Below are 25,285 nucleotides of genomic sequence, written 5' to 3' on the forward strand. Positions count from 1 at the left end.
TACTTTGTTAGGCGTTTGGTCGTATTTCTTTATCCAAGCGTTTCCTTTTAAAATATTCAACGATTTCTTTTTTAGTCATGGTTGATAATTTTTCGCTCAATGTTTTTCGTTGCTCCCGCATAAATTGGACAGCATCAAAATCTTTTTTAGTTTTCGTTTTCATAACTTATTATATCTCTTGGTGAGCGAATTTCCAATTGCTTATACCCATTTTTCATGTTTATAGCATTGTACCCGCGTATTCGCTCAATATTTACTATATGCTTAAAATTCCAGCTTACTAAAAGATCAGCTCGGTTTACTGTCGCTAAGGCGATGTGGAGACAATCTGCATAGCTTGTTTTTCCCACTACCTTTTCTTTTTGATATTCTAAGGCTAATTCCACCGCTTCATCGTCTGTTTCGAGAAAATCGGTCAAGTCAGCTTTTATTCTGGTCACCAAGGTCTTAACTTTCCCGGGCGCAAATTTTAATTCCTCCTGAGTGACATCAGAAAACAAGATTATAAATTCCCCATTATTTATTCGTTCAAAAAGCGGTTTGGTGAATTCTTCAAATTCCATATCAAAAAATCCTCCAAAAACTGACGTATCAATGTAAATCCGCTGTTTTTTCATCTATTAAATTTACCAAATTTTGCATTGACTACCGATTCTGCTGTTTAAAAACTATTTTATTGAACCAGGAAGTGGGTAGGAGCTTTCGGGCGATGAGTACTGCCCTGGCACCTTTTCCGGCAGGATATCTTAATTTTTGGCTGCCATCTGTAGCGGCTTTAAAGACAGTACCTGCAACTACCTCGGGCCCGGGTGCTTTTTCATTTCTTTTCTTCATTCCGCTGAGAATGTTCTTCTCCATTTTGTCATAGCCTTTCACATCTTCATTTTCAAAGGTCTTAAGGGAACGCCCATGAAAATCTGTTTTAATAGCGGCCGGTTCTATCATTTTCACTTTGATGTTGAACTGCTTTAGCTCATACTGTAAAGCTTCAGTAAAACCTTCAAGCGCCCACTTACTGGAGCAGTATAAACTGTACAGCGGAATAGTAAACCTGCCCACCACAGAGGAAGTGTTGATGATCATGCCTTCCCCTTTCTGCTTAAAATAAGGGATAAACTGGCGGGTAAGATCCATCACGCCAAAAATATTCACCTTAAACTGGTTGAGTACATCCTCTTCTGAAGATTTCTCAAAAGCGCCCACTGCGCCATAACCGGCATTGTTGAACAGGACATCTATAGAGGTGAAATCGTCTTCCACCTGTGAGATAATATTTTTCAGGTGCTCCTTTTTTGTCACGTCCAGCCTGTAAAGTTTAAGGTTAGGGGTTTCTCCTAACTCAGTTTCTTCTTCGGGAGAACGCATGGTCGCGGCAACATTCCAGCCTTTTTGGGCAAAAAGTTTTGCTGTGGCGCGGCCAATTCCGCTGGAGGCACCGGTAATGAGGATCGTCTTTGGCATAGTTCTTTTTTTATTGCCTCTCTAAAATAGCATTTTTTAACGGCTTTTGCTTTTGCAGGAAAATCTATCTTTGTGCTATGACCGAAAAAGATTTTATTCCGAAGTCCTACCCGGTAACGGTAGAGCAGGGGGAGGTAACCTGGCAAAGCCCGAGTAACATTGCCCTCGTAAAATACTGGGGAAAGCTGGAACATCAAATTCCGGCGAATCCGTCGATTAGTTTTACGCTCAATTCATGCCGTACAACCACTAAACTGAAGTTTCAGAAGAAACAAAAACCTGCTGCTGATTTTTATTTCAGGTTGTTTTTTGAAGGGGATGAAAAAGATGCTTTCAGGCCAAAGATCCTGAAGTTCATGCAAAGAGTGGAGCCATATTTGCCATTTTTGAAAGACTATGAATTTACTATAGAAACTTCGAATTCATTTCCCCACAGCAGCGGAATTGCATCTTCGGCCAGTGGTATGAGTGCCCTTGCACTTTGTCTTATGAGTCTTGAAAGACAACTGGATCCCGAAATGGATGAAGAATATTTCACCCGAAAAAGCTCATTTTTGGCAAGGCTGGGATCGGGTAGTGCCTGTCGCAGCATTGAAGGAGAGCTTGTAGTTTGGGGCATGCATAATAACATTTACAGGAGCAGCGATCTATACGGAGTTCCTTTTCGGGATGAAGTGCATGACAACTTCAGGAATTATCGCGATACCATTTTGCTTGTAGATAAAGATGAAAAGCAGGTGAGTAGTACGCTGGGCCATGATCTTATGAATGATCATCCTTATGCCGAAACCCGCTTCAGGCAGGCGCACGACAACCTTGATAAGCTGAAAAAGATCTTCCGAAGTGGTGATCTTTCAGAATTTATAAAAGTGGTGGAAAGTGAAGCCTTAACCCTGCATGCGATGATGATGACGAGTCAGCCGTATTTTCTCCTCATGAAGCCCAACACACTCGCGATTATCAACAAAATTTTCAGGTTTAGAGAAGAAACCGGGTTGCATTTGTGTTTTACTCTTGATGCAGGTGCGAATGTTCATTTGCTTTTCCCGGAGAAAGAGGCGAAGGAAACACTGGAATTTATTGAAGCGGAACTAAAACAATTCTGCCAGAACGGCCAGTATATCAATGACAGAGTAGGCAGCGGCGCGAAGAAAATGGCCTGATAATTGACTTAGATCATATAGGGTAATGAATTACATTTCAGTTAAATGTATATCTTTGCAGCAATATGTTCTATGACTTACCGATTCAAAGAATTGAAAACAGTTAAGACTAACATAAAAATTAAGGATGTATTCTTCAGGGATGAGAAAGTTTTCTTTTCTTTAGAAGATGGTGAGATTGGCGCTCCTTTGGAGTGGTATCCCAGATTATACCACGCTTCTCAAGAAGAGCTGTTGGATTTTTCAATTTCTCCCGGTGGTTATGGGGTGCATTGGAAGAGGGTAGATGAAGATCTTTCTGCCCACGGAATATTAAACTCATAACCAGGAAAAAAATACCAAGTCGCTATGAAAGGACCTTTATTTTATTCTAAAATCTTACTCTTCGGAGAATATGGGATCATCAAAGATTCCAAAGGTTTGTCTATTCCGTATAACTTCTACAATGGGGCATTAAAAGTTGATGAAGATCCTTCGGAAGCAGCACAGGCGTCGAACAGAAGCTTAAAGCGATTTGCAGATTACCTGGAGGAGCTGCAGGAGAAAATGCCGGAGCTTGTTCAATTTAATTTTACTGAACTTAAGGCCGATATAGAAAAAGGAATGTACTTCGATTCCAGTATTCCGCAGGGATATGGAGTGGGAAGTAGTGGGGCTTTAGTGGCTGCAATCTACGATGAATACGCAGTAGAAAAGATCACTGTACTCGAAAATCTTACCCGGGAAAAGCTTTTAAAGCTGAAAAAGATATTTGGCGAAATGGAGTCTTTCTTCCATGGAAAATCGTCGGGTCTGGATCCTTTGAACTCTTATTTGAGTATTCCAATTCTTATAAATTCTAAAGACAATATTGAACCTGCCGGAATTCCGTCGCAAACGCAAAATGGAAAAGGTGCGGTGTTCCTTCTCGATAGTGGTTCTGTTGGAGAGACTGCTCCCATGGTGAACATTTTCATGGAGAACATGAAGCAGGAACCTTTCAGGAAAATGCTGAAAGATCAATTCGTAAAACACACAGATGCCTGTGTTGATGATTTCTTAAAGGGTGACGTAAAATCCCTTTTTGGGAACATGAAAAAGCTGTCTCACGTTGTACTCGACAATTTTAAACCTATGATCCCGGCTCAATTCCATAAACTCTGGAAGAATGGGATCGAGACCAATGAATACTACCTCAAGCTTTGCGGCTCGGGTGGTGGTGGTTACATTCTCGGGTTTACAGAAGATATTGAAAAGGCCAGAAAAGCATTAAAAGATTACCGCCTGGAAGTAGTCTACAACTTCTAAAGCGATTTATGGCTTCTATTTCCAAAAAGCGGCTTCTGCTCAAGATTCTCAGCTTTATTTCGGTTATTAGGGGCTACAATATCCTGGTGCTGGTCATTGCCCAATACCTCACTTCTATTTTTATTCTTGCGCACGATTTGCCGGTAAGGCGCGTGCTTTTTGATCCTAACCTGTTTTTTATGGTGCTGGCAACTGCTTCGGTGGCGGCTTCGGGTTATATCATCAACAATTTTTACGACAGCGAAAAAGATCTCATTAATCGGCCGCAAAAGACGATGCTGGACAGGTTTGTGAGTCAGCGGACGAAGCTTTCAGTGTACTTTTTGCTCAATATGTTCGGGATATTCTTTGCCAGTTATATCTCATTTAGGGCAGTGGTTTTTTTCTCTCTCTACATTTTTGCGATCTGGTTTTATTCGCACCGGCTTAAGAAAATTCTTTTTATCAATAACCTGGTCGCATCTGTAATAACCATAACCCCGTTCTTTGCTGTTTTTCTTTACTATAAAAATTTCGATACTGTTATTCTCGTGCATGCATCCTTTTTATACCTCATCATTTTAATGCGGGAAATGGTGAAGGATCTTGAGAATATGAAAGGAGATTTGGTGCAGGGGTACAGAACCATACCTATAGTTTATGGGGAAAACCTGAGTAAAGGCCTGCTCACTGTATTAACCTTTCTCTCCATGATCCCGGTATATTTCCTCATTTTCACATTTGAAATAGGGAAAATGTATTACTTTTTCTATGGAGCTGTGGCTTTGCTGCTTCTCTTTCTTTTGATCCTCTATTTTAGTCGGGCAAAGTGGCAGTATTTGCTGTTGCATAACCTGTTGAAATTTATAATCGTCTCTGGGGTATTCAGTATACTCTTAATTGATGTGGACGCCTTGTTGAGCAGAGTCTTTTAAATGTATATTGTATAAAGTATATTGAATATTGAATAGTCGGGAGTTCGGAGCTTGGAGTTCGGAGAAGAAAGCTCAAATTTCTTTTTGCTGATATTTGATTATTGTCTGTTGCCACCTCAAGCGGAGTCGAGAGGTTATTCCTAAGTTTCCTGCAGATCAGAGAGATTATAAAATTTTCAATCCCCGATAACCATTTTCGAATTAACCACTTTGGAATTTATTTTATCCTCTTCAAATTTTATATTGGAATTTCTTTCTCATAATCTTCAAATCTTCAAATCTCCTTTTCAATTTTGGGCTTGCAAGTATATTGTTAACAAACCACTATCTTTGTACAAAATTATTTTATATGAGTAGAAATGACAGGTCATCCGGAAGCAGGGGAGACCGCTCTTCCAATAAGACGAGTAGCGGAAGACAGGGCGGTGCTGGCCGTACCAAGTCCCATTACCGCGGAAATGCTCCGGTAAGCCGAGATGAAAAGGATCCTAAGAACATGTCCCGTGGCAATGCCCCCGTAAAGAAGAAACAGGGCGGGGCCGGAAAAAGTGATGGGATGAGGCTGAATAAGTATATTGCCAATTCTGGCATCTGCTCCAGGAGAGATGCCGATATCTATATTGCTGCCGGAAATGTTACGGTAAATGGAAAAGTGGTGACCGAAATGGGACACAAAGTACAGATCTCTGATGAGGTGAAGTTTGACGGCCGCCGCGTTAACCCCGAAAAACCTGAGTACATCCTTTTAAACAAGCCTAAAGGTTTTTACGTAACCGGAAGTCTTGAGAAAAAGAACAGAACGGTGATGGATCTTGTAGCAAATGCTTCAAAATCAAAGCTTACTCCTGTTGGGAAACTGGATACCCAGGCCACAGGTTTGTTGCTGTTTACCAACGATGGTACCCTGGCAAAGAACCTTGCAAATCCAAAGAATGGGATAAGGCAAATATATCATCTTGAGCTGGATAAAGATTTGGCATATGATGATCTTCAGAAGATAAAAGAAGGTGTAAACCTGGAAGACGGTACTGCAAAAGTCACCGAAGTGAGTTATGTGGAGAACAAACCAAAAAGGGAGGTAGGCCTTGAAATTAAAAGTACTAAAGCCCATATTGTGCAGCGTATATTTAAAAGTCTTGGGTACGAAATAGTAAAACTTGACCGTGTAGTCTACGGCGGATTGACCAAAAAAGACCTTACCCGTGGCCACTGGAGAGTATTGAGTCAGCAGGAGGTGATCAACCTTTCTAATCTCTGATATCACCCAGTTCAAAGCTAAAAAAGACCAGCCGGAAAGTTGTAAAAGGAGATTAAAAAAAATCCTGCAACTTTCCGGCTTTTTAATACATTTGCTTTAGCTAAGCTAAAATGATGAAAGAAACACCACTTGGATTATCCCATTGGTTTTTAATAAATTACCTTTCCGGCCTCTGTAGCCTTAACAAACTTTTATCACGTTATTTTTTCAGCATTGGCTTATAATTTCTACTTTTTAACCTTAAACTTTATTACGTAAAAATTGAATACGAAGTATAGCGATTTAATCGACCAGACTTATTATTTCCCCCAGGAAGAATTTAAGGTAGAAGGAAGTGAACTGCATTTTCATGGTATTGATCTCATGGAGCTCGTTAAAGAATACGGTGCACCCTTAAAATTCACTTATCTTCCCAAGATTTCGGAAAATATAAACAAAGCCAAAAACTGGTTTTTTGATGCTCTTAAAAAGCACGATTACCCCGGCACTTACAACTATTGCTACTGCACCAAAAGTTCTCATTTTGAGCACGTGCTCAATGAGGCCTTAAAGAATGATATTCACATTGAAACTTCGGCAGCCGTAGATATCAATATAGTTGAAAATCTTAAAAAGAACGGGAAGATCACTAATGATACATATGTGATTTGTAACGGTTTTAAGAGGAACGGGTATATTACAAATATTGCCAACCTTATTAATGGCGGACATAAGAATTGTGTTCCTATTATTGACAATTACGAAGAGATCGATCTGCTTTCTGAAGCTATTGACGGGAAATACAAAATTGGGATAAGGATTGCTTCGGAAGAAGAGCCAAAATTCGAGTTTTACACCTCCAGGCTTGGTATAGGCTATAAGAACATTGTGCCTTTTTTCAATAAGCAAATCAAAGATAATGAGCAGGTAGAGCTTAAAATGCTTCACTTTTTTATTAATACCGGGATTCGCGATACCGCTTATTACTGGAACGAATTACTGAAGTGTCTCAGGGTTTATATCAACCTTAAGCGAATTTGTCCTACTCTGGATAGCCTGAACATTGGTGGCGGTTTTCCGGTGAAAAACTCTCTTCACTTTGAATATGACTACAAGTACATGGTGGAAGAGATCGTCAACCAGATCAAGATTGCCTGTGATGAAGCTGAAGTTGAGCCACCTCACATATTTACAGAGTTTGGTTCTTTTACCGTGGGTGAAAGCGGGGGTGCCATTTATGAGATCCTTTACCAAAAGCAGCAAAACGACAGGGAAAAATGGAATATGATCAATTCTTCCTTTATTACTACCCTGCCCGATACCTGGGCAATTAGCAAAAAGTTCGTCATGCTGGCCGTAAACCGGTGGAATGATGAATATGAGCGGGTATTACTTGGAGGTCTCACCTGTGATAGTGATGATTATTACAACTCAGAGCAAAACACCAACGCCATTTATCTCCCAAAGTATAAACGGGAAAAGCCATTGTATATCGGTTTTTTTAATACCGGTGCTTATCAGGATACCATTGGCGGTTTTGGCGGCTTGCAACACTGTTTGATTCCGCAGCCAAAACAGATCCTTATTAACAGAGACAAAGACGGAAATCTGGAGACCAGGTTATTTAGCGAGCAGCAGGAACCCCAGGATTTTCTAAAAATTCTCGGATACGAGAAATAGTCAGGAATTTTTATATTTTTAACTACATATAATTAAAGCAATTAGAACACAACAATCGCTAATAAAATGAGTAAAAAGAATTACGCCGGCATTCCGGACAAGTATGCACGCTTAGATGACGCAAAAGTAGTTTTGATCCCGGTTCCCTATGACGGAACAAGTACCTGGGGTAAGGGTGCCGATAAAGGCCCTGATGCTTTTCTGGAAGCTTCAGAGAATATGGAGCTCTTTGATATCGAGACCCGTACTGAAGTCTATAAAAAAGGTGTGTACCTTGCGCCGCCGGTGACCGAAGATTCGTCTCCAGAGAAAATGGTAGAAGCGGTTCACAAAACCGTAAAGAATTACATTAAGCAGGAAAAATTCGTTACTATTTTTGGCGGCGAGCATTCAATTTCTATTGGAACCATTCGTGCTTTTAACGAAAGCTTTGAAGACCTTACCGTAGTGCAGATCGATGCACATGCCGATTTGCGTCCAGAGTACGAAGGCACAACCTGTAACCATGCCTGTGCTGTACACGAAGCCAGTAAAAAGACTAACCTTATCCAGGTTGGTATCAGGTCTATGGATATTTCTGAAATGGATCACATGGATGAAAATCAGGTGTACTGGGCACACGATCTTTATGAGGACTGGATGGATGATGCCATTGGGCAAATGACGCCAAACGTTTTCATTACTATTGATCTTGATGCTTTTGATCCTTCTATTTTGCCTTCCACAGGAACTCCCGAGCCGGGTGGAATGTTCTGGTATGAAACCCTGGAATTCTTAAAGTTGATGTTCAAAAAGAAGAATGTGGTAGGATTCGACATTGTAGAGCTTAACCCGAACGAAAACGAAAGATCATCTGACTTTCTTGCGGCTAAACTTTACTATAAAATGTTGAGCTACAAATTCAAATATTTAAATCATAACGAAGACGAAGACGATGAGTAAAGGACCGGTTACGGAATTTATAGAAAAACATTTTAAACATTTTAACTCAGCGGCTCTAGTTGATGCCGCAAAAGGATATCAGGCGCAACTTGATAAGGGGAACAAAATGCTAGTTACCCTGGCTGGTGCGATGAGTACTGCCGAGATTGGAAAAAGTTTTGCTGAAATGATCCGTCAGGACAAGGTGCAGTTCATTTCCTGTACAGGTGCTAACCTGGAAGAGGATGTGATGAATCTTGTGGCACACACACATTACGAGCGCGTGCCTCATTATCGCGATCTTACAGCGCAGGATGAATGGGACCTGTTGGAGCGCGGTTTAAACCGGGTTACCGATACCTGTATTCCTGAAGAGGAAGCTTTCCGAAGAATTCAGAAGCATATAGTGAAGATCTGGAAGGATGCTGAAGCTGCCGGAGAAAGATATTTTCCGCATGAATATATGTATAAGCTGTTGCTCAGCGGAGTGATGGAGGAGTACTATGAGATCGACCTGAAGGATTCATGGATGTATGCCGCAGCCGAAAAGAACCTGCCAATGGTGGTTCCGGGCTGGGAAGACAGTACGATGGGGAACATTTTCGCTTCTTACGTAATGAAAGGCGAGTTGAAAGCCAGCACAATGAAATCTGGAATTGAATATATGGGCTTTATTGCCGACTGGTATACGAAGAATACCGACAAAGGAGTTGGTTTCTTCCAGATTGGTGGAGGTATTGCGGGAGATTTCCCGATATGCGTTGTGCCAATGTTATATCAGGATATGGAAATGCATGATATTCCTTTCTGGAGCTATTTTTGCCAGATCTCCGATTCTACCACCAGCTACGGAAGTTATTCCGGTGCTGTACCCAATGAAAAGATCACCTGGGGAAAACTCGATAAAGACACACCTAAGTTCATTATCGAAAGTGATGCTACAATTGTGGCACCTCTTGTGTTTGCCTACCTTTTAGGCTGGTAACAACAAGATCTAAGAATAATTATTCAACTCCGGAAGCAGCAATGCCTTCGGAGTTTTTTTAGCCCCCTAAATCTCCCGAAGGGGGACTTTTCTTCTGAATCTTCTTCACTCATTTTCTTCGTGCTCTTCTTTTCAAATCTTAGTGAGCTTTGCGTGAAATTATCAAGTCTTCATCTGCGTCAATCTGCGAGATCAGCGGGAAACATTTTTCACATTTTCGAAATGTTTTTGCCACGGATGCACAGATAATTCTTTAGCTGTCTCCTCGAGCGGAGTCGAGAGGTAGTATTCTAGTGGGGAATGAGTAAATTATTTTGCCACGAATACCCGAATATTTTTTTCATGTCGGCACTTTTTGTTACTCAAATTCTCTGTGATCTTCTTTTTGCTCCTAGTGAGCTTAGTGTGAATCGGGAGAATTATTTACTGATCACTGATCACTAATTTTTTGCGCCCTTTGCGTGAAATTATCAAGTCTTCATCTGCATCAATCTGCGAGATCAGCGGGAAACATTTTTCACATTTTCGAAATGTTTTTGCCACGGATGCACAGATAATTCTTTAGCTGTCTCCTCGAGCGGAGTCGAGAGGTAGTATTCTAGCGGGAAATGAGTAACTTGTTTTGCCACGAATACCCGAATATTTTCTTTCATGTTGGCACATTTTGTTACTCAAATTTTCTGTGATCTTCTTTTGCTCCTGGTGAGCTTAGTGTGAATCGGGAGAATTATTTACTGATCACTAAACACTAATTTTTTGCGTTCTCTGCGGAAAATCTTTGCGCCCTTTGCGTGAAATTATCACGTCTTCATCTGCATCAATCTGCGAGATCAGCGGGAAATTTTACATTTTTATGCCCGAAAATTTCATAAAACATCACCCCGAATACCACGACATATTCAACTGTGATAAACCACAAATTCTCTTCAAAATCCGGTTGCGAGTAAGCAAAATAACTCAGCACCACCATCAGGCTCCATACCTGCATAAATTTGTATCGGGTAAAAACAGAGAGTAGCAACGGAGTGGCCAGGTACCATGGATGTACGGTGGTGGCCAGCAACAAATAGATCACCATGCTAAACATTATACTGGTGAGTAAACCTCGCATTTTGTGATTCCGTTCTAAAATGGCCATAAGTAGGATCGAAACAAACACCACGCCCGCGAGTGCAGGTCCGGCATATCCAATAATATTATAACCTTCAACCTCATAACCTATCCACCTGATGAGGTAATAAATACTCGCATTAAACTCAAACTTCTGAAACCAGAGATTTATGCTGCTGAAGAAATTCTCTGCAAATACACCCGAAAGAAAAGGCAGGAAGATGAGAAGTAAGATTATACCTGTGGCTGCATAATAACCTAAAGCTTTTTTCCACCCAAGCTTCCTGATAAGTAGAGGCAGAAAAATAAGCGGGATCAATTTTACCGCAATGGAGCAGGAAAAGAAGAGGGCGCTAAAAAGCCATTTTTGACACTGTAGTAAATAGAGTGCAGCCAGGAGAAAGAACAGCATGACACCTTCAAAATGAAGATTTCCGGTGAGTTCAATGATGATGAGCGGATTGAGCAGATAGAGAAAAATATTGTTTTCAGGAAGCTTGAGGTTTCTCAGCAGTTTTCTTCCGAAGTAAAAGATCCCGATATCAGCAGCGATAATGAAGATCCGAAGCCAGATAATTGAGCCCAGGATGCTATTTCCGCCCAAAAGTGAAGCCAGTGCAAAGAAAAGCTGGTTGAGCGGCGGATAATTAGTCGGATTCCCAGCACTAAGGCTGCCCATGCCTTCATAAAGTTCCTGCGCTCCTGAAAATGGTAAATCTCCTGAAGAAAAGTATTCAGCAGGAGTCATTAAATAAGGATTTATTCCTTCCAGCAATAGCCTGCCGTCCCAGATAAATCTAAAGAAATCCTGAGATAGATTGGGAGCAGCAATCAGGAACAGCAGGCGAAAAATAATTGCGGCAGTTAAAAGGATCTTCCAGTTATACCGCTGCATCTGGAAGAATTTCCAGCTCAAAAAGAAAAGTCCGCCCCAGAGGGTCAAAAATTTAAAAAAGTCGGTTCTTTCCAGGTCGTAGGCGAAGGCTAGGTAAAAGGCACAGCAACTGAGGAAAATGAGGAGCGGGATTTTGTGGAGGTTTATAAAATTCTTCATTCCTTACCAGACCTAACAGGTTTTGAAAACCTGTTAGGTCTCCCAAGTGTAATATTTAAGGGTACTCGAAACATTAATCCACAAATGTCTCTTTAAGTACCTCTTTGCATTTCTGTATTTCAGATTTGCTCAGAGAATCAAGCACTCTAATAATTCTTTGTCTGTCAACCGTCCTGATCTGGTCTATTGCTATCATCCCTTTTTTATTATCCACTCTAACTGGTACTCTTGTTGGATATTTCTTAATGTTAGTGGTCATCGGTGCTATGACAATAGTTCGTAAATATTTATTCATTTCATTGGGTGAAAGAATAACACAAGGCCTGGTTTTTTTGATTTCACTTCCAAGTGTTGGATCGAGGTTTACCAGAATAACGGAATATTGGTTTAGCTCCATTCTTCGAAATTTTCATCATCAAATACATCATCGATAAGCAATTCATCGTCCTGTTGATTTGCCATTTCTCTAAATTTCTCTTCCCAATCTTTCCTCGGAGACTCCATAGGGCGCAGGATGATCTGTCCTTCTTCAAGAATCAATTCTACTTTTTCTTTGATCTGATATTTATCCAAAATAGTCTTACTTAATCTAAGACCTTTGGAATTCCCGATTTTAATAATTGGAGTTTCCATAAAACAAATTTGTAAGTACAAAGTTATTACTTTTTACTGAAATTATAATTATGTGTCCTCACTAAACCTCACAGGTTTTGAAAACCTGTGAGGTCTGATTTTTTACCCCGAAAGAGTTCTACATTCAAAGAAGCCAAGACCACATACGAAAACCCGAAGAACATCATTAAATGGAACGGGAGCAGGCTGTAATTTCCAATCCTGAAAGAAGAAAAAATTCCGAAGGCAAATAACAGCATCAACAGAATCTCCAGGATCAATTGAAAAGTGATCTTCACCGGCTGCTTTAAAGCTGCACCCGACTTGTTGCCGAGATTGAACTTGGGAGTCCTGATAAATTCACTCTTTTTTCCAAAATGTCCTTCCAGAATGGCGATGCTATTGTGCAGGGAAAGCCCCATGGCAATAGAAAAGAACGTAAAGAACAGGCCGGTAAACCTGAATATCGAGAGCTGTTGATCTTTATGCAGTTCCCGGTAAGCTGCGTAATAAGTGACAAAAAAAATGACAGGGCTTAAAATGAAGACGGTCATCCCGGTCAAAATTTCGGAGTAGGAGGGATTATCGAGTAAAAAGAGCACCGGGATACTAATGATTCCCATTAACAGCACCACGAAAAAAAAGCTGCTGTTCAAAAGGTGAAAAAAACTGTGGACGCGGGTGCCAAAAGTGGCGTTTTTGTCCTTTAATACTTTCCTGTAATTTTTCTGAAAATTCTCTGCTGCCCCTTTGTTCCACCGGAATTGTTGGGAACGTGCTGCTTCGATAGTAATGGGTAATTCGGCCGGAGTTACTACCTCTTTAAGGTATTTAAAATTCCAGCCTTTGAGCTGGGCTCTGTAACTCAGGTCCAGGTCTTCGGTGAGGGTATCGCCCTCCCAGTTTCCGGCATCAAGAATGCAGCTTTTTCGCCAGATTCCTGCAGTCCCGTTGAAGTTGATAAAATGTTTTCCGAAGTTGCGCCCGGTTTGCTCCAGGATAAAGTGGTAGTCCAGCAGGAAAGCCTGCAATCTAGTGAGTAACGAATAATCTTCATTGAGATGCCCCCAGCGGGTCTGCACTACACCCAAACTATCATCTTTAAAATAAGGAACAGTTTTTTTTAGCCAATCGGGTTTAGGAAGAAAATCGGAGTCGAAAATGGCAATAAATTCCCCTTTTGCAGAGGCCATTCCGGCCTTAAGAGCTCCGGCTTTAAAGCCTTTCCTGTGGGTTCGGGTGATATGTTCAATTGGAAAACCTTCAGCTCTTAATTCAGAAATTATTTCAGTAGTAAGAGCTGCCGAATCATCTGTAGAATCGTCCAGCACCTGCACTTGTAATTTATCATGAGGATAATCCAGCTTTGAAATATTCCGAAGCAGCCGTTCTACCACCGGTTTATCGTTGTAAAGCGGAAGTTGCACCGTGACAAAAGGAATCTGAAAAGGGTCTGAAAAATGCCATTTTTGAGAGGAATCTTTATGTTTTTTGCTTCTGCGGAAGTTGATGAGCAGGTGCAGCAGGGAAAGGCTGTAGAAGAAAACTACCAGCATTAACAACCCGAAAATTATTAAAATTGCCGTTCCCATTATTTGAAACTGTATTTAAAGATCCATGTAAGGATCTTGACTCCGGCCATAAAAGCCCCTTTTACAGTACCCGAAACTTTTGAAACCCCTATCCGGTTGCGGTAATGCACCGGTACTTCTTCATAGCTGTACTTCTTTTTTAAAGCCTTTAGCTGCATTTCTACCGTCCAGCCGTAGGTTTTGTCCTCCATTTTTAAAGCCAGCAGCTTTTCGTATTTAATGGCCCTAAACGGACCAAGATCGGTGAACCGTGCGTTGAAGAACAACTTCATAAGGCTTGTTGCGAGCCAGTTCCCAAAGATCTGCGGAAAGGTCATAGCGCCTTTCTCCCGCCAGCGTTTGATCCTTGCTCCAATCACCATATCAATATTTCTATGGATAATTGGCTCCACGATCTTTTCCAGTTCCTGCGGAAAGTCGCTGTAGTCACCATCTAAAAATATGATTATTTCAGGCTTTTTTGGGAGCTGTGCAATGTAATCCATTCCTTTTAAGCAGGCGTAGCCGTAACCTTTTCGGGGTTCACGCAACACAGTGGCTCCTGCTTTTTCGGCAACTTCTTCTGTGTTATCTGTGGAATTATTGCTCACCACGATCACTTCGTCAACAATTTCAGGAATATCGCTGACTACACGACCGATTGAATCTGCTTCGTTGTAAGCCGGAATTATAACTTTTATTTGAGGCATGATGCAAAGAAAATCATTCTTCCAAGATTTCGGGTTCAAAATTTAAGATTCAAGATTTCTGTAAATTTTGAATGGCATCGAATTTCTGTATTTGGTGCTTGGCCTGCCTACGCAAAAGCTTCGGCAGGTAAAAATTTGGTACTTCTTTAATTTTTCCGTGTTGCTTTTTTCTGTTGCTGAATGAAATCCAGAAGATCAACATCATTTCCCAGCAACACCGCTTCACTGTTGATCCTGCCTTCGAGGGATCCGTTTTCTAATTTCAGAACACCCCGTGGGCAAACCGCACTGCAAATCCCACAGCCAACACAACTGGAGCGTACGATGTTTTCCCCTTTTTGAGCATATGCCCGCACGTCAATTCCCATTTCGCAATAGGTGGAGCAATTTCCGCAGGAGATGCATTGTCCGCCGTTGGTAGTGATCCTGAATTTAGAGAACAGGCGCTGTTGCATCCCCAGTACCGCAGCCATTGGGCAGCCAAACCTACACCATACGCGATTTCCGAAAATTGGATAAAAACCGACCCCTATTACTCCCGAAAAAGCCGCGCCAATCAGGAAGCCATACCATTGCCTTAGCAGGTAACCGTAGGTCATTCCGCTGAAGTAAAATGCAGCGATAATGGCCAGAACAATGCTGAGGGAGATAATTGCACCTTTTTTGGCATCTTTTGCCAGCCTGTGTCTTTTGAATATCCAAATGAGCCCAAAAAGCAGGACCAGAAATGCTGCTGATCCCATTAGAAAAACATTTTTGTTTAACCAGAATTGATCTGGATTCTCATTCAGGAAAGAGTAAACTACTGCAATGGTCATTACCACCACGAGCACCAGAACGGTGTGAATGATATAGCGTTCAAATTTCCATGTTGCCCTGCTTTTATCTGATAAATGCCGGTAAGAATCGCCGGCAGTTTCTGCGAGTCCGCCGCAGCCGCAAACCCAGGAGCAATACCATCTTTTTCCGTAGAAATAGGTGAGGATGGGAGTGATAACAAAAATAGAAGCTATTCCGAAGAAGAGCATGAGCAGGCCAATATTTCCGGCAGAAAAGAATTCTGATAATTTATACCCCGCAAAAAGGTCATAATTCAGTGGCCAGATGTTTACCGGATTAAAATACGGCTGATTGAGCCGCATGAGGATCTCCGGAATAAGGAACGCGAATCCCAGCTGAAAGAACATTACAGACCAGGTACGGAGCACTTCATACTTATTGTGGCGGTACTTCAGCAAAAACTTATACCCAAAGGCGAGGATGGCAAGGGTGTATAAAGTGCCGTAAACAAACCACTGACTCGCAGCATGACCGCTGATCAACCTGCTAAGCGGATCGAATAGAGCTACGAGTCCGCTGTTGGCGCCATCGGAATTGTAGCCCAGGTACTGCGGAAACCAGTATAACACGATGTAGAACAAAGTGAGGATTATTCCCGTTCCCCACGCGAGGATGCCGCGAGCGGTCATTGACCTGAACCAGATGCCGTCGTTCTTCACTCCTGCCGATTTCCCCAGGTAAAGATCATTTGCAAAAATGATCACTCCCAATCCAATCAGCCCGATAGCCGAGTAAAGAAAAACTGAAGGCAGTTGCAAGTTGAAAAGGGCCAGGGCCAAAATAAATACGCCTGTCCAACCGAAGCCGGTGGCTACTTTTTGAGTAGTGGAGAGTGTTGCGGGTGGTTCTCCGGAAAGAGACATGTTATTTTGGGCTGTGGACATTTGTAGGAATTTGACACCTAACAGGTTTTTAAAACCTGTTAGGTGTGGCTGTTTATCATATTCTTTTTAAAACTACTAAAAATCTCCTTCTCGTGGTGATCGTAAAATTCGGGATCGAAATTGGCTTCGCGAAGGTGTGACAGGACATATTCAAGATCCCGTTCCTCTGTTAGCCAGCGGTCAAAGACTTCATGTCGCATCCTGATTCCAAAAGTGTTAATTCCGAGGAATTGATTGGTTCCGGGGTCAAAGGCAATGGTTATAGCCTTCTCACCATCTTTATGCTGCCAGTGAAAATGTTGTTCTGCCTCTCCGGGGTTTGCACTCACATTTCCGTAGGTTTGATACTCGATGTCAAAGAATTTCGCACTGTTGAACCAGTGACCGGGCTTATAAGCAAATGGCTTTCCGCAGATGGTCTGCGCCACGGTTTCTCCCATCATTCGGGCGGTGTACCATACGGCTTCAATATCTTTTCTGCCCGTTGTGGGCTGCCGGTGTTGTGCACAATCTCCAATCGCATAAACGTTAGGAAGGTTTGTTTGTAGATTAGCATCAACAAGAATTCCGCGATCGGTTTCAATTTCTGACCCTTTCAAAAAGCTAATATTTGGCTTGACACCTACCGAAATCCCCAGCAGATCGCACGTGAGCTCTTCTTCCGAGGAGGTTTCTATAGAAGTCACTTTTCCGTTGGAGCCGTTAATCTTCTTAAGCTCAGTTTCGTGTTTTAAAACAATCCCATGGCTTTCTATGTGCCGGGAGATCAACTGGGCATCTTCAATGGGCAGGACATTTTGCCAAAAAGCTTTTTCCCGAATGAGCATGGTCACAGGAATTTTGCGGGTGTGGAGCATTTCGGCCAGTTCCACTCCTATGAGTCCGCCGCCAACGATCACTGCACTTTTGCAATTCCGGGTGTTCTCTTCCAGCAGCTCCAGGTCTTGTTTTGAAACCAGTCCCTGTACGCCTTTGAGTTCTTCCTCATCCCACCCCAGAAATCGTGGGACAGAGCCGGTGGCAAGGATTAGCTGATCGTAAGACATTTTTTCACCACCTCTCAAAAATAGCATTTTTGAAGAGGCTTCTATTTTCTCGACATACGCCTGCTTCAGCTCAATGCGGTTCTCCTCCCAAAACCAGTCTTCATAAGGCTTCAGGTGTTCCCATTTCATGTGGCCCATGTATACGTACATCAGGGCGGTACGCGAAAAGAAGTAGTCACTTTCCGCAGAGATCACCGTGATCTTTTTATTAGAAATCCGGCGAATGTGACGTGCAGCAGTGATGCCGGCCACGCCGTTTCCAATTATGACCACATGTTCTGTAGTTGACATTATTCTGCCGGCTTAAGTTCTATGCGTTTAATAAGTTCTCTAAATAGCGTGATCATCATAGGTTCGGCATTTCCGGCGGTCTCAATGATATCCTGAATATTCACTGGTTTCAGATCGTCGGGATTTCCTTCATCGGTCAATACAGAGACTGCGGCAATGGGTATTTTAAGATGGTTCGCCACAATAACTTCGGGCACTGTGCTCATTCCTACGGCATCGGCTCCAATGGTGCGCAAATAGCGATACTCGGCGCGGGTTTCGAGCTGAGGCCCCACAACTGCAGCGTAAACTCCTTTGTGCAGTGGAAAGCCGTGTTCTTTGGCGATTTCCTGCATGATTCGGCCGCTTTGTTGATCGTAAGGGGCACTCATATCTGTAAAGCGCGTGCCCAGTTGTTCAACACCCCTAAAAGCCAAAGGAGAACCGCCCTGCAGGTTGATATGATCGTCGATAAGCATGATCTCTCCCTTCTTGAACTCAGGATTCAAAGAACCTGCTGCGTTTGAAATGAGCAGTTTTTTGATCCCCAGGCGTTTCATAACCCTAACCGGAAAAGTTACGTCCCACATTGAATAACCTTCATAAATGTGGAAACGCCCCTGCATTACCACCACTTTTTTATCGTCGAGCTTCCCAAAAATGAGTTTTCCTTTGTGGAATTCCACTGTTGCTGTAGGAAAACCTGGAATGTGATTATAACTGACTTCTGAAATTATTTCCAGTTCATCAATTAATTTCCCCAATCCTGTTCCCAGAATGATCCCTATTTCGGGTTTATCGAAGCCCCTGGCCTCAAGAAATTCTGTAGTATGTTCTAAATCTTTGAGCATTGATTATTTTTTAAATATCCATTTGTTTAAAGTCGAGCGCCAGCGAATTCAGGCAATGTCGCTCTTCTGTTGGTACTCCCTCGTAAGGAAAAATGTGTCCCAGGTGAGAATCGCACTGGGCGCACACCACTTCTACGCGCTCCATTCCGTAGCGGCGATCTATCTTTCGCTTCACGAGTTTTGAATCTATAGGAGCATAAAAGCTGGGCCAGCCTGTGCCTGAATCAAATTTTGTATTAGAGCTGTACAGCGGTAAATTACAGCCGCCACAGTAGTAAATTCCCTGCTTTTTGTTGTTGTAATAGACGTTGCGAAATGCCGGTTCTGTGCCTGCTTCGCGTAAAATTTCGTATTCTTCGGGAGAGAGCAGCTGTTTCCATTCTGCTTTAGATCGGGTGACATTTCCCACCTCAATGGTATCGGCCTTAACCGAATCATAATTTTGGGTTTGTACAGGCACTTCCTCGACCTGGGTCATAAGGGTGGCGCCTTTTTCGGTTTTCTTCCCGTCGTTGCAGGCAAGGGTCAAAACCGCTGCAATTAAAAAACTTAAAATCTTCATCTTCTTCATATCATTGTTTTTAATCAATCAATTTCACTAGTTCAGGATGGCTGCGCATATCTTCAAAAGTATCAATATCGTTGCGTACCGGCAACAGCTTTAGCTTTTCCTGCTCCAGGTCGCTAAAGGTTTGATCAAGAACCCGGCTGGTGCTCCAGTCTTTATTTCTGAAGAGTTGCGGAGTGGGTTTTTTCATGCCGAGCAGGAAATAGCCTCCATCCTGGGCCGGCCCCACTACATATTCGTGATCTTTAAGTGTCAAAAATGCCATTTTCAGGTCTTCTTTTTCAATATCAAAAAGATCGCTTCCAATGATCACCACTTTTTTAAATCCTGCTTTAAATGCTTCGGAAAAAGCCTGCTCCATACGCTGTCCCAGATCCTGACCCTGCTGAAGTTTTTTTCTGAAAAATTCTTTGTTCCAAATATCATTCTCCGGAAGGGCTTCAGAATAATATACCCACTTTTCTACCGGAAGTGGCTGTGTAATGGTCACAGTATGCTGAAGGAGATAGTTGTAAACTTTTAAAGCTGCATCGTCTCCAATACTTTGCGCAAGGCGTTTTTTGACCTTGCCTTTCTCCGGATTTCGGGTAAAAATGAGAAGCAATTCATCGGTTTTTTCTTTCATAATATCAGGTTACGCTGCCCTGGCAGCTACTGCCTGCTCCTGCCGTGCAGCCATAGCAGTGTTGGGAAATGCAAATCTCTCTGTCCTGAAGCATTTCAGGTTCAAAATCTTTTAAATGCTGCACTTTCGAGTTGACCTTCAACCCCAGCATCTGGTTAAAATCGCAGTCGTACAGCCAGCCGTCCCAACTTACTGAAAGTGTGTTCTTGCACATCACATTTTCTACGGCTGCGGGATTGTACGCCTCAACGAGCGCAGTCATGTAATCTTCATAATTTTCTGAAGCTATAAGATACTCCAAAAATCGGCTTATTGGAAGGTTAGTGATACAAAAAAGCTCATTGAATTCAATATCAAAATCCTCTTTTAATGCCTTTTTGAAATCCCGTTCCAGGGCCTGCTGGTTGGCCGGTAAAAATGCCCCTGCAGGATTGTAGACCAGGTCAAGTTTGAGTCCGCTGTTCATTTTGCCATATCCTGCGGCATTCAACATCTTTAGAGCCTGAATGGATTTGTCAAAAACTCCGTCGCCACGCTGCCTGTCCGTTTTTTCTTTTTTATAGAACGGAAGTGACGAGACCACATGTACATTGTGTTTTCTGAAGAATTCCGGCAGATCGTGGTACTTCTTGTTGGCTACGATGATGGTGAGGTTGGAGCGCACAATGAAATCTTTGATCCCTGCTTTTGAAGCTTCTTCTACAAACCACCTGAAGTCTGGGTTCATCTCGGGTGCCCCGCCGGTAAGGTCTAAGGTATGTGCTCCCGATTTCCTGATCACGTTCAGGCAGAGCTGCATGGTTTCGCGGGTCATGATCTCCTTTCGATCGGGACCCGCATCTACATGGCAATGCGAACACACCTGGTTGCACATATATCCGAGATTGAGCTGCAGGATCTCCAGCTTTTTGGGCTTAAGCGGAAATGTTCCTGTGGTTGCCACTTTTTCCTTAAAAAGCGGCAGCTCTCCGTCTCCAAAGATCCCGTTGCTGAGATATTTTAGCTGTTCTTGCGGATTGGAGAGGAGGTTTTTTCGGGCTTGTAGGGATTTTGTGTGCATGTGTTACTGGTGGTTATAGTGACTGCTGAGCCGTTGCATGCAACGGCTTTACTCTGGATGGTGGTCCTGTGGAGCCCCTTGGCATCTTACCTCGGAGCTGTTGCATGTAACGCTTTACTTTGAGTGTGAGCTGGCTTAGCGCCTGGCTTCGCACCTGGCTTCGGAGCCGTTGCATGCAACGGCTTTACTTAACAAGTACAACAAGTTGTCACATGGACAACTTGTTGTACTTGTTCATCATCTGGACGCCGTGCACCAGTGTGGCTCCGCCTTTTATGGCTGCGCCCACGTGGATGGCTTCCATCATCTCTTCTTTTTCTATTCCGCGTTGTAGGCCGTCTTTGGTATAGGCATCGATGCAGTAAGGGCATTGCACTACATGGGAAACAGCAAGGGCGATAAGCGATTTCTCCCTGGCTGTTAGGGCGCCTTCTTCAAACACGCTGTTGTAGTATTCAAAAAATTTGCTTCCTAATTCTTCATCCCATTCCGATATACTGCCGAACTTCTTAAGGTCGGCGGGATCATAATATGTTTTTGACATAAGTTTGTTTTTGGGCCTCTAAGATAGGAAGTGTAAGGTAAAGAGCATTTAAACCTTCGTGAAATAAGGTCTTAAAAATGGCATTTTTGGAACCTCTTATGCAAACACATCAGAAAAGAACAATAATCCCAGCACCACAATGGCAATAATTACCCCAATGGCAATTACGCCCAGGCTACCTCCTGTTTTTTCTTCGGTTGACTGATTGACATGGTACTTTTTGTCAGTTTTTTTGTTCTCTACCGGTGTAGATTTTTTATTCTCCTTGCGATCGTTAGTTTCCATTGTAAAAGCTTTTAAAGTTTAAGGTACAAAATTGCCTTTAGAAACTTTTGTTTCTGAAATTTTGCAGGGGCACAATTAAGAAAAGTTTAGAGGTTAAGGCCTAATAAAGCCCTTTCCAGTCAATTTTGCTCAGGATTTCTTCCAGTTCTTTTGTGGGAATATCCAGCGGCATAGCTGGCAATTTATCCCCTTCTCCCGGGCTAATCGGATATCCAAAAATGTGCATTAGCGGCCCTGCTTTTATGGCTGCTCTTTCTATTTGATCTATGCTCAATCCATCTACCCATTTACGGCTTTTGCCCTTGTGCAGGTGCCGCGGATTCTCTTCTTTCATGCTTGAAAAACTCACTTCTGAAGCTATGGTCTTCTTTTCCTCTTCGCTCAAATCGAAATTGAGATACTTCAGCAATGACTCATATTCCTTCGGAAAAGATTTCAGCAGGTTTTCGTAGAATACAAAATGCAAATCCAGTTCTCCTGAATGCAGCAGGTAATTTCCGTAGAACCAGACCCATTGCTCCAGGAGGCGTTCATATTCCGCAGAAAAAAATTCTTCAACCGAATTATAAGGGGAAGGGTAGTGCTTTTGCATGTAAGGCGTGAAAGCAAACTTGGCGGCCGAAAGTGCCGTGTCTCGCGGATCTCTCACAATGCAGACTTTCCTGTCAAAAAAGGCAAAAACTTCAGCAGTTTTTTGGCACCAGGTAGAATGCGTCCAGGTGAGGGTGGCTTCTTGAGAATAATCCTGCATATTAGGAACGGGCTCTTTCAGCAAAGAACTTACCCTAAAGGTAACACCATTGTCGTCAATGTTGAGCATATCGGTGCCTGCCTGGTCTTTAAAACTGAGTTTTTCCTGCTTAAGAGTAGTGTATTCGGGCCGTGTCTTTATAAAATAAGAGATTTCTTCACCCGCCTGTTCCAAACTTTTCTTCAGAATTGTATTAAGCCAAAAGCTGCCAGATTTTGGGGCGCTAACCTGTAATATGTTCATATTTCTGCTTTTTAGCCCAGAAGTTAGTAAAATTTGAAGAAAGTGCATTACTGCCATTTTTCATGAGAGTAAGCCATCAGAAAGATGCTGGCATGGTACTTGAACCAACCCACGGCAAATAAAACTTTTAATATGACCAAAGTAAACAAACTGGCAGGAGCGCTTATAGTATTTTTAATGCTGGGTAGTACAGCGACTTTTGCACAGGAGCAACAGGCGCCGGAGCAACAACAGCAATCGGCCGAAGTAACCGATGCCGAACTGACAAAATTTGTACAGGCGCTACAGGGCGTACAACAAGTGGCGATGGAGGCGCAACAAAAGATGATGCAGCTGGTGAAAGATGAGGGGATGGAATTTGCCCGTTTCAACGAGATTCACCAGGCTTCAGTAAATCCTGAAGTTGAGGTAGAAGCTACTGCCGAAGAAAAAGCGACCCACGAAAAGATCATAGGACAATTTGAATCTATGCAGGCGGGACTTCAGCAACAATTGGAGGAGTTCATCAGCCAACAGGGACTTACGCTGGAAAGATATGAGCAAATTGCGATGAGAATCCAGACTGATACGCAACTTCAACAGAGAATTCAGCAGATGCTACAGGGTTAAATTCTGAAAATATTCCTATTAAAGGAGGCTGTTTTAAGAGCTAGTAAAACGTCAATCTGAAGTAAATTCGGGCTGACAGGAACAGGGCTGTTAAGACAGCCTTTTTTTTGTGTCGTTTTTTCCCGGGTTTGTTAGCAGCATCCCAAAAATGACAGAGCGGGCTATAAAGTATCGTTAAAAAGTTTTGTTGGAAGATCCCTTTCTTTAATTTTAAAACACACTAAATCAGCACAGTGTAATTCACTCCTGATTTATGGATGCTTTAAAAAAGAAAAACTTACCAGTATGCTAGCAATGAATTATCGCGGTCCTTTCAGGATTCGTGCAGATCGTGACCGTCCTTTCCCAGAAATTGAGCATCCCGAAGATGCTATTGTAAAAGTTACCAGAAGTTGTATTTGCGGCTCAGACCTTCACCTGTATCACGGCCTTGTGCCCGATACCCGGGTGGGAACTACTTTTGGCCATGAATTTATAGGAGAAGTGGTAGATGTGGGCTCTTCGGTCACTAAAGTAAAAGTTGGCGACCAGGTGATGGTGCCCTTTAATATTGCCTGTGGTAAATGTGCATTTTGCAAGCAGGAAATGTACGGCATGTGTCATGAAGCTAATCCACAGTCTACCGCTGCCGGGGGAATTTTTGGTTACTCACATACTACAGGAGGTTACCATGGCGGGCAGGCAGAATACGTGCGGGTTCCTTATGCCAATGTAGGACCTACAGTGATCCCCGACTGGATGGATCCTGACGACGCCGTGCTCCTTACCGATGTGGTGCCCACAGGATACCAGGCAGCCGAAATGGGAGGCATCCAGGAAGGTGATACCGTGGTGGTATTTGGTGCCGGCCCAATAGGGATTATGGCAGCCAAATCGGCCTGGCTCTTTGGTGCGGGCAGAGTGATTGTGATAGATAAGCTCGATTACCGGCTTGAATTTGTAAAGGATTTTGCTCAATGCGAGGTGTATAATTTTACGGCACTTGAAGACCCGGTAGTGTTCATTAAAAAAATCACAGATTCGCTTGGGGCCGATGTTTGTATAGATGCCGTGGGTGCCGAAGCTGCGGGAGATACTATGAATACGATGCTGGGCAGAAAGCTGCTTATGCAGGGAGGCTCAACAACCGCGCTGCACTGGGCTATCAACTCGGTTAAAAAGGGCGGAATCGTATCAATAGTTGGGGTATATGGGCCTATTGATGCTTTAGTGCCCATTGGGAATGTTGTTAACAAGGGTATTGCCATCAGGGCGAGCCAGGCTTCGGTAAAAAGGCTGCTGCCAAAAATGATAGAGCACGTAAAATCGGGAACAATCAAGCCGAAGGAAATGATCACGCACCGCATTCCGCTGGAAGAGGTGGCCGAAGGTTATCACATTTTCAGCAATAAGCTCGACAATTGTATAAAAACCGTGCTTATTCCGCCATCAGCATAAGAGCAGCATTTTAAATTAAAAAACAGAATTTATGATCGGAGATCAAACCAAACCCGAAGACTTCAAGAATGAAAGAGGGGGCGACCACAGCCATATAAAAGGATGGGGAATAGACCGGGATCCAAAAAATGATCCCACTTACCCCATGAAACATAGAACAGATGAAGAAATAGAGGGATATACCTGGGAACGGCCCGAGCAACAACCGGTGAATATTGAAGTATTGCATTCGGTAGAACGGCCTAACATTCCGGCGGTTTTTGGAACAGCACAACCCCCAGAGGGCCTGAGTGGTGCCATAAGACGTTTTGCCTTTAAGTACAGTGAATCGAGCTATGGGCGCTGGCTTCCGTTAGTGATGGCCGATAGGATTGGTGAAATTGAGGGCATTGTTGATGACCTTAAAAAAGGGCATATCCCCAACCTGTTTGCCGAACACGGCTTAAAATCTGAATGGAAGTACAACCGCAAAAAATTTGTTCTAAAATCGGCAGTCACGGCAGCTGCATTGGCCGGCGTGCTGCTGTTTCTCACGCGAGATAAAAAAGATTAAGCTGAAGTTCATAT

At 42.8% G+C, this 25,285-nt stretch carries 29 protein-coding genes; 11 read left to right on the forward strand and 18 right to left on the reverse strand.

All coding sequences use genetic code 11. From position 1 onward, the window contains the following. Positions 1–7 precede the first annotated feature (7 nt). Genes VS868_RS09280 through VS868_RS09290 form a run of 3 tightly spaced genes read right to left on the reverse strand, consistent with a single transcriptional unit; the run spans position 8 to position 1,461 of the window. Entirely contained in the window at positions 8–163 is a 156-nt protein-coding gene (locus VS868_RS09280) for a hypothetical protein (protein WP_266069414.1), read from the reverse strand. Further along, positions 147–617: a PIN domain-containing protein gene (locus VS868_RS09285; protein WP_345596951.1), complete on the reverse strand. Its 471-nt coding sequence runs from the start codon at positions 615–617 to the stop codon at positions 147–149. The genes VS868_RS09280 and VS868_RS09285 overlap by 17 nt, the downstream gene beginning before the upstream one ends. A 28-nt stretch (positions 618–645) precedes the next feature. Beyond that, positions 646–1,461 carry an SDR family oxidoreductase gene (locus tag VS868_RS09290; protein ID WP_345596953.1) on the reverse strand — a complete coding sequence of 272 codons (816 nt, stop codon included), beginning with the start codon at positions 1,459–1,461 and terminating at the stop codon, positions 646–648. A gap of 77 nt (positions 1,462–1,538) precedes the next feature. On the opposite strand from VS868_RS09290, the gene VS868_RS09295 reads away from it, so the two are divergent. The 8 genes from VS868_RS09295 (at position 1,539) to VS868_RS09330 (ending at position 9,648) form a co-directional block, all read left to right on the forward strand. Then, positions 1,539–2,624, forward strand: coding sequence for a diphosphomevalonate decarboxylase (locus VS868_RS09295; protein WP_345596955.1), 1,086 nt, complete (start codon positions 1,539–1,541; stop codon positions 2,622–2,624). A 72-nt stretch (positions 2,625–2,696) separates the two neighbouring features. After that, positions 2,697–2,948 carry a DUF2442 domain-containing protein gene (locus tag VS868_RS09300; RefSeq protein WP_345596957.1) on the forward strand — a complete coding sequence of 84 codons (252 nt, stop codon included), beginning with the start codon at positions 2,697–2,699 and terminating at the stop codon, positions 2,946–2,948. 24 nt (positions 2,949–2,972) lie between these two features. Then, positions 2,973–3,911 (forward strand): mevalonate kinase, encoded by a 939-nt coding sequence (locus VS868_RS09305; protein ID WP_345596959.1) that lies wholly within the window; start codon positions 2,973–2,975, stop codon positions 3,909–3,911. A gap of 8 nt (positions 3,912–3,919) precedes the next feature. Then, entirely contained in the window at positions 3,920–4,825 is a 906-nt protein-coding gene (locus VS868_RS09310) for a geranylgeranylglycerol-phosphate geranylgeranyltransferase (protein ID WP_345596961.1), read from the forward strand. A 349-nt stretch (positions 4,826–5,174) separates the two neighbouring features. Then, on the forward strand, positions 5,175–6,083 hold the full coding sequence (locus VS868_RS09315) for a pseudouridine synthase (protein ID WP_345596963.1): 909 nt from the start codon (positions 5,175–5,177) through the stop codon (positions 6,081–6,083). Between the two features lie 261 nt (positions 6,084–6,344). After that, positions 6,345–7,742 (forward strand): arginine decarboxylase, encoded by a 1,398-nt coding sequence (locus VS868_RS09320; protein ID WP_345596965.1) that lies wholly within the window; start codon positions 6,345–6,347, stop codon positions 7,740–7,742. 66 nt (positions 7,743–7,808) lie between these two features. Beyond that, on the forward strand, positions 7,809–8,684 hold the full coding sequence (gene speB, locus VS868_RS09325; protein ID WP_266069406.1) for an agmatinase: 876 nt from the start codon (positions 7,809–7,811) through the stop codon (positions 8,682–8,684). After that, entirely contained in the window at positions 8,677–9,648 is a 972-nt protein-coding gene (locus VS868_RS09330) for a deoxyhypusine synthase family protein (RefSeq protein WP_266069405.1), read from the forward strand. The genes speB and VS868_RS09330 overlap by 8 nt, the downstream gene beginning before the upstream one ends. A 500-nt stretch (positions 9,649–10,148) precedes the next feature. Here VS868_RS09330 and VS868_RS09335 read toward each other — a convergent pair whose 3' ends face one another. The 15 genes from VS868_RS09335 to VS868_RS09405 all read right to left on the reverse strand — a co-directional run bounded on the left by VS868_RS09335 (position 10,149) and on the right by VS868_RS09405 (position 22,672). After that, the gene (locus tag VS868_RS09335; RefSeq protein ID WP_266069404.1) at positions 10,149–10,301 is read right to left on the reverse strand and encodes a hypothetical protein; all 153 of its coding nucleotides are present in this window, start codon (positions 10,299–10,301) and stop codon (positions 10,149–10,151) included. Between the two features lie 164 nt (positions 10,302–10,465). Then, positions 10,466–11,812: a polyprenol phosphomannose-dependent alpha 1,6 mannosyltransferase MptB gene (gene mptB / locus VS868_RS09340; RefSeq protein WP_266069403.1), complete on the reverse strand. Its 1,347-nt coding sequence runs from the start codon at positions 11,810–11,812 to the stop codon at positions 10,466–10,468. 73 nt (positions 11,813–11,885) lie between these two features. After that, on the reverse strand, positions 11,886–12,209 hold the full coding sequence (locus VS868_RS09345) for a type II toxin-antitoxin system PemK/MazF family toxin (RefSeq protein WP_266069402.1): 324 nt from the start codon (positions 12,207–12,209) through the stop codon (positions 11,886–11,888). After that, positions 12,200–12,445 (reverse strand): AbrB/MazE/SpoVT family DNA-binding domain-containing protein, encoded by a 246-nt coding sequence (locus VS868_RS09350; protein WP_266069401.1) that lies wholly within the window; start codon positions 12,443–12,445, stop codon positions 12,200–12,202. The genes VS868_RS09345 and VS868_RS09350 overlap by 10 nt, the downstream gene beginning before the upstream one ends. A gap of 68 nt (positions 12,446–12,513) precedes the next feature. Beyond that, positions 12,514–14,016: a cellulose synthase family protein gene (locus VS868_RS09355; protein ID WP_266069399.1), complete on the reverse strand. Its 1,503-nt coding sequence runs from the start codon at positions 14,014–14,016 to the stop codon at positions 12,514–12,516. Next, complete coding sequence (locus VS868_RS09360; RefSeq protein ID WP_345596972.1) at positions 14,016–14,705, reverse strand: glycosyltransferase family 2 protein; 690 nt, start codon at positions 14,703–14,705, stop codon at positions 14,016–14,018. Before VS868_RS09360 ends, VS868_RS09355 begins: the two co-directional genes overlap by 1 nt. Positions 14,706–14,851: 146 nt before the next feature. Beyond that, on the reverse strand, positions 14,852–16,429 hold the full coding sequence (locus VS868_RS09365) for a 4Fe-4S dicluster domain-containing protein (protein WP_266069397.1): 1,578 nt from the start codon (positions 16,427–16,429) through the stop codon (positions 14,852–14,854). A gap of 38 nt (positions 16,430–16,467) precedes the next feature. Next, on the reverse strand, positions 16,468–17,766 hold the full coding sequence (locus tag VS868_RS09370; RefSeq protein ID WP_345596975.1) for an FAD/NAD(P)-binding oxidoreductase: 1,299 nt from the start codon (positions 17,764–17,766) through the stop codon (positions 16,468–16,470). Continuing rightward, entirely contained in the window at positions 17,766–18,596 is an 831-nt protein-coding gene (locus VS868_RS09375; RefSeq protein WP_266069395.1) for a purine-nucleoside phosphorylase, read from the reverse strand. The genes VS868_RS09370 and VS868_RS09375 overlap by 1 nt, the downstream gene beginning before the upstream one ends. Positions 18,597–18,606: 10 nt before the next feature. After that, on the reverse strand, positions 18,607–19,167 hold the full coding sequence (gene msrB / locus VS868_RS09380) for a peptide-methionine (R)-S-oxide reductase MsrB (RefSeq protein ID WP_345596977.1): 561 nt from the start codon (positions 19,165–19,167) through the stop codon (positions 18,607–18,609). A gap of 10 nt (positions 19,168–19,177) precedes the next feature. Further along, complete coding sequence (locus VS868_RS09385; protein ID WP_345596979.1) at positions 19,178–19,789, reverse strand: TIGR04282 family arsenosugar biosynthesis glycosyltransferase; 612 nt, start codon at positions 19,787–19,789, stop codon at positions 19,178–19,180. Positions 19,790–19,793: 4 nt separating this feature from the next. After that, a complete protein-coding gene (arsS, locus tag VS868_RS09390) occupies positions 19,794–20,849 on the reverse strand; it encodes an arsenosugar biosynthesis radical SAM (seleno)protein ArsS (protein ID WP_345596981.1) in 1,056 nt (351 codons plus the stop codon). A 208-nt stretch (positions 20,850–21,057) separates the two neighbouring features. Then, entirely contained in the window at positions 21,058–21,393 is a 336-nt protein-coding gene (locus VS868_RS09395; protein ID WP_029036636.1) for an arsenosugar biosynthesis-associated peroxidase-like protein, read from the reverse strand. 96 nt (positions 21,394–21,489) lie between these two features. Next, on the reverse strand, positions 21,490–21,678 hold the full coding sequence (locus VS868_RS09400) for a hypothetical protein (RefSeq protein WP_345596985.1): 189 nt from the start codon (positions 21,676–21,678) through the stop codon (positions 21,490–21,492). Between the two features lie 100 nt (positions 21,679–21,778). Beyond that, positions 21,779–22,672, reverse strand: coding sequence for a sulfotransferase domain-containing protein (locus VS868_RS09405; RefSeq protein WP_345596987.1), 894 nt, complete (start codon positions 22,670–22,672; stop codon positions 21,779–21,781). A 132-nt stretch (positions 22,673–22,804) separates the two neighbouring features. Between VS868_RS09405 and VS868_RS09410 the strand changes: the two genes are divergently transcribed. The 3 genes from VS868_RS09410 (at position 22,805) to VS868_RS09420 (ending at position 25,271) form a co-directional block, all read left to right on the forward strand. Continuing rightward, the gene (locus VS868_RS09410; RefSeq protein WP_266069389.1) at positions 22,805–23,281 is read left to right on the forward strand and encodes a DUF4168 domain-containing protein; all 477 of its coding nucleotides are present in this window, start codon (positions 22,805–22,807) and stop codon (positions 23,279–23,281) included. Positions 23,282–23,566: 285 nt separating this feature from the next. Next, complete coding sequence (locus tag VS868_RS09415; RefSeq protein WP_345596992.1) at positions 23,567–24,718, forward strand: zinc-dependent alcohol dehydrogenase; 1,152 nt, start codon at positions 23,567–23,569, stop codon at positions 24,716–24,718. Between the two features lie 31 nt (positions 24,719–24,749). Further along, complete coding sequence (locus VS868_RS09420; protein ID WP_266069386.1) at positions 24,750–25,271, forward strand: hypothetical protein; 522 nt, start codon at positions 24,750–24,752, stop codon at positions 25,269–25,271. Positions 25,272–25,285: the final 14 nt, after the last annotated feature.

The sequence above is a fragment of the Salinimicrobium sp. 3283s genome (assembly GCF_039602225.1).
Taxonomy (GTDB): domain Bacteria; phylum Bacteroidota; class Bacteroidia; order Flavobacteriales; family Flavobacteriaceae; genus Salinimicrobium; species Salinimicrobium profundisediminis.

Coding starts and splice junctions, on each gene's coding strand:
- VS868_RS09280 (WP_266069414.1), bottom strand. CDS start 163: ATGAAAACGAAAACTAAAAAAGATTTTGATGCTGTCCAATTTATGCGG.
- VS868_RS09285 (WP_345596951.1), bottom strand. CDS start 617: ATGAAAAAACAGCGGATTTACATTGATACGTCAGTTTTTGGAGGATTT.
- VS868_RS09290 (WP_345596953.1), bottom strand. CDS start 1,461: ATGCCAAAGACGATCCTCATTACCGGTGCCTCCAGCGGAATTGGCCGC.
- VS868_RS09295 (WP_345596955.1), top strand. CDS start 1,539: ATGACCGAAAAAGATTTTATTCCGAAGTCCTACCCGGTAACGGTAGAG.
- VS868_RS09300 (WP_345596957.1), top strand. CDS start 2,697: ATGACTTACCGATTCAAAGAATTGAAAACAGTTAAGACTAACATAAAA.
- VS868_RS09305 (WP_345596959.1), top strand. CDS start 2,973: ATGAAAGGACCTTTATTTTATTCTAAAATCTTACTCTTCGGAGAATAT.
- VS868_RS09310 (WP_345596961.1), top strand. CDS start 3,920: ATGGCTTCTATTTCCAAAAAGCGGCTTCTGCTCAAGATTCTCAGCTTT.
- VS868_RS09315 (WP_345596963.1), top strand. CDS start 5,175: ATGAGTAGAAATGACAGGTCATCCGGAAGCAGGGGAGACCGCTCTTCC.
- speB (WP_266069406.1), top strand. CDS start 7,809: ATGAGTAAAAAGAATTACGCCGGCATTCCGGACAAGTATGCACGCTTA.
- VS868_RS09330 (WP_266069405.1), top strand. CDS start 8,677: ATGAGTAAAGGACCGGTTACGGAATTTATAGAAAAACATTTTAAACAT.
- VS868_RS09335 (WP_266069404.1), bottom strand. CDS start 10,301: ATGAAAGAAAATATTCGGGTATTCGTGGCAAAACAAGTTACTCATTTC.
- mptB (WP_266069403.1), bottom strand. CDS start 11,812: ATGAAGAATTTTATAAACCTCCACAAAATCCCGCTCCTCATTTTCCTC.
- VS868_RS09345 (WP_266069402.1), bottom strand. CDS start 12,209: ATGGAGCTAAACCAATATTCCGTTATTCTGGTAAACCTCGATCCAACA.
- VS868_RS09350 (WP_266069401.1), bottom strand. CDS start 12,445: ATGGAAACTCCAATTATTAAAATCGGGAATTCCAAAGGTCTTAGATTA.
- VS868_RS09355 (WP_266069399.1), bottom strand. CDS start 14,016: ATGGGAACGGCAATTTTAATAATTTTCGGGTTGTTAATGCTGGTAGTT.
- VS868_RS09360 (WP_345596972.1), bottom strand. CDS start 14,705: ATGCCTCAAATAAAAGTTATAATTCCGGCTTACAACGAAGCAGATTCA.
- VS868_RS09365 (WP_266069397.1), bottom strand. CDS start 16,429: ATGTCCACAGCCCAAAATAACATGTCTCTTTCCGGAGAACCACCCGCA.
- VS868_RS09370 (WP_345596975.1), bottom strand. CDS start 17,766: ATGTCAACTACAGAACATGTGGTCATAATTGGAAACGGCGTGGCCGGC.
- VS868_RS09375 (WP_266069395.1), bottom strand. CDS start 18,596: ATGCTCAAAGATTTAGAACATACTACAGAATTTCTTGAGGCCAGGGGC.
- msrB (WP_345596977.1), bottom strand. CDS start 19,167: ATGAAGAAGATGAAGATTTTAAGTTTTTTAATTGCAGCGGTTTTGACC.
- VS868_RS09385 (WP_345596979.1), bottom strand. CDS start 19,789: ATGAAAGAAAAAACCGATGAATTGCTTCTCATTTTTACCCGAAATCCG.
- arsS (WP_345596981.1), bottom strand. CDS start 20,849: ATGCACACAAAATCCCTACAAGCCCGAAAAAACCTCCTCTCCAATCCG.
- VS868_RS09395 (WP_029036636.1), bottom strand. CDS start 21,393: ATGTCAAAAACATATTATGATCCCGCCGACCTTAAGAAGTTCGGCAGT.
- VS868_RS09400 (WP_345596985.1), bottom strand. CDS start 21,678: ATGGAAACTAACGATCGCAAGGAGAATAAAAAATCTACACCGGTAGAG.
- VS868_RS09405 (WP_345596987.1), bottom strand. CDS start 22,672: ATGAACATATTACAGGTTAGCGCCCCAAAATCTGGCAGCTTTTGGCTT.
- VS868_RS09410 (WP_266069389.1), top strand. CDS start 22,805: ATGACCAAAGTAAACAAACTGGCAGGAGCGCTTATAGTATTTTTAATG.
- VS868_RS09415 (WP_345596992.1), top strand. CDS start 23,567: ATGCTAGCAATGAATTATCGCGGTCCTTTCAGGATTCGTGCAGATCGT.
- VS868_RS09420 (WP_266069386.1), top strand. CDS start 24,750: ATGATCGGAGATCAAACCAAACCCGAAGACTTCAAGAATGAAAGAGGG.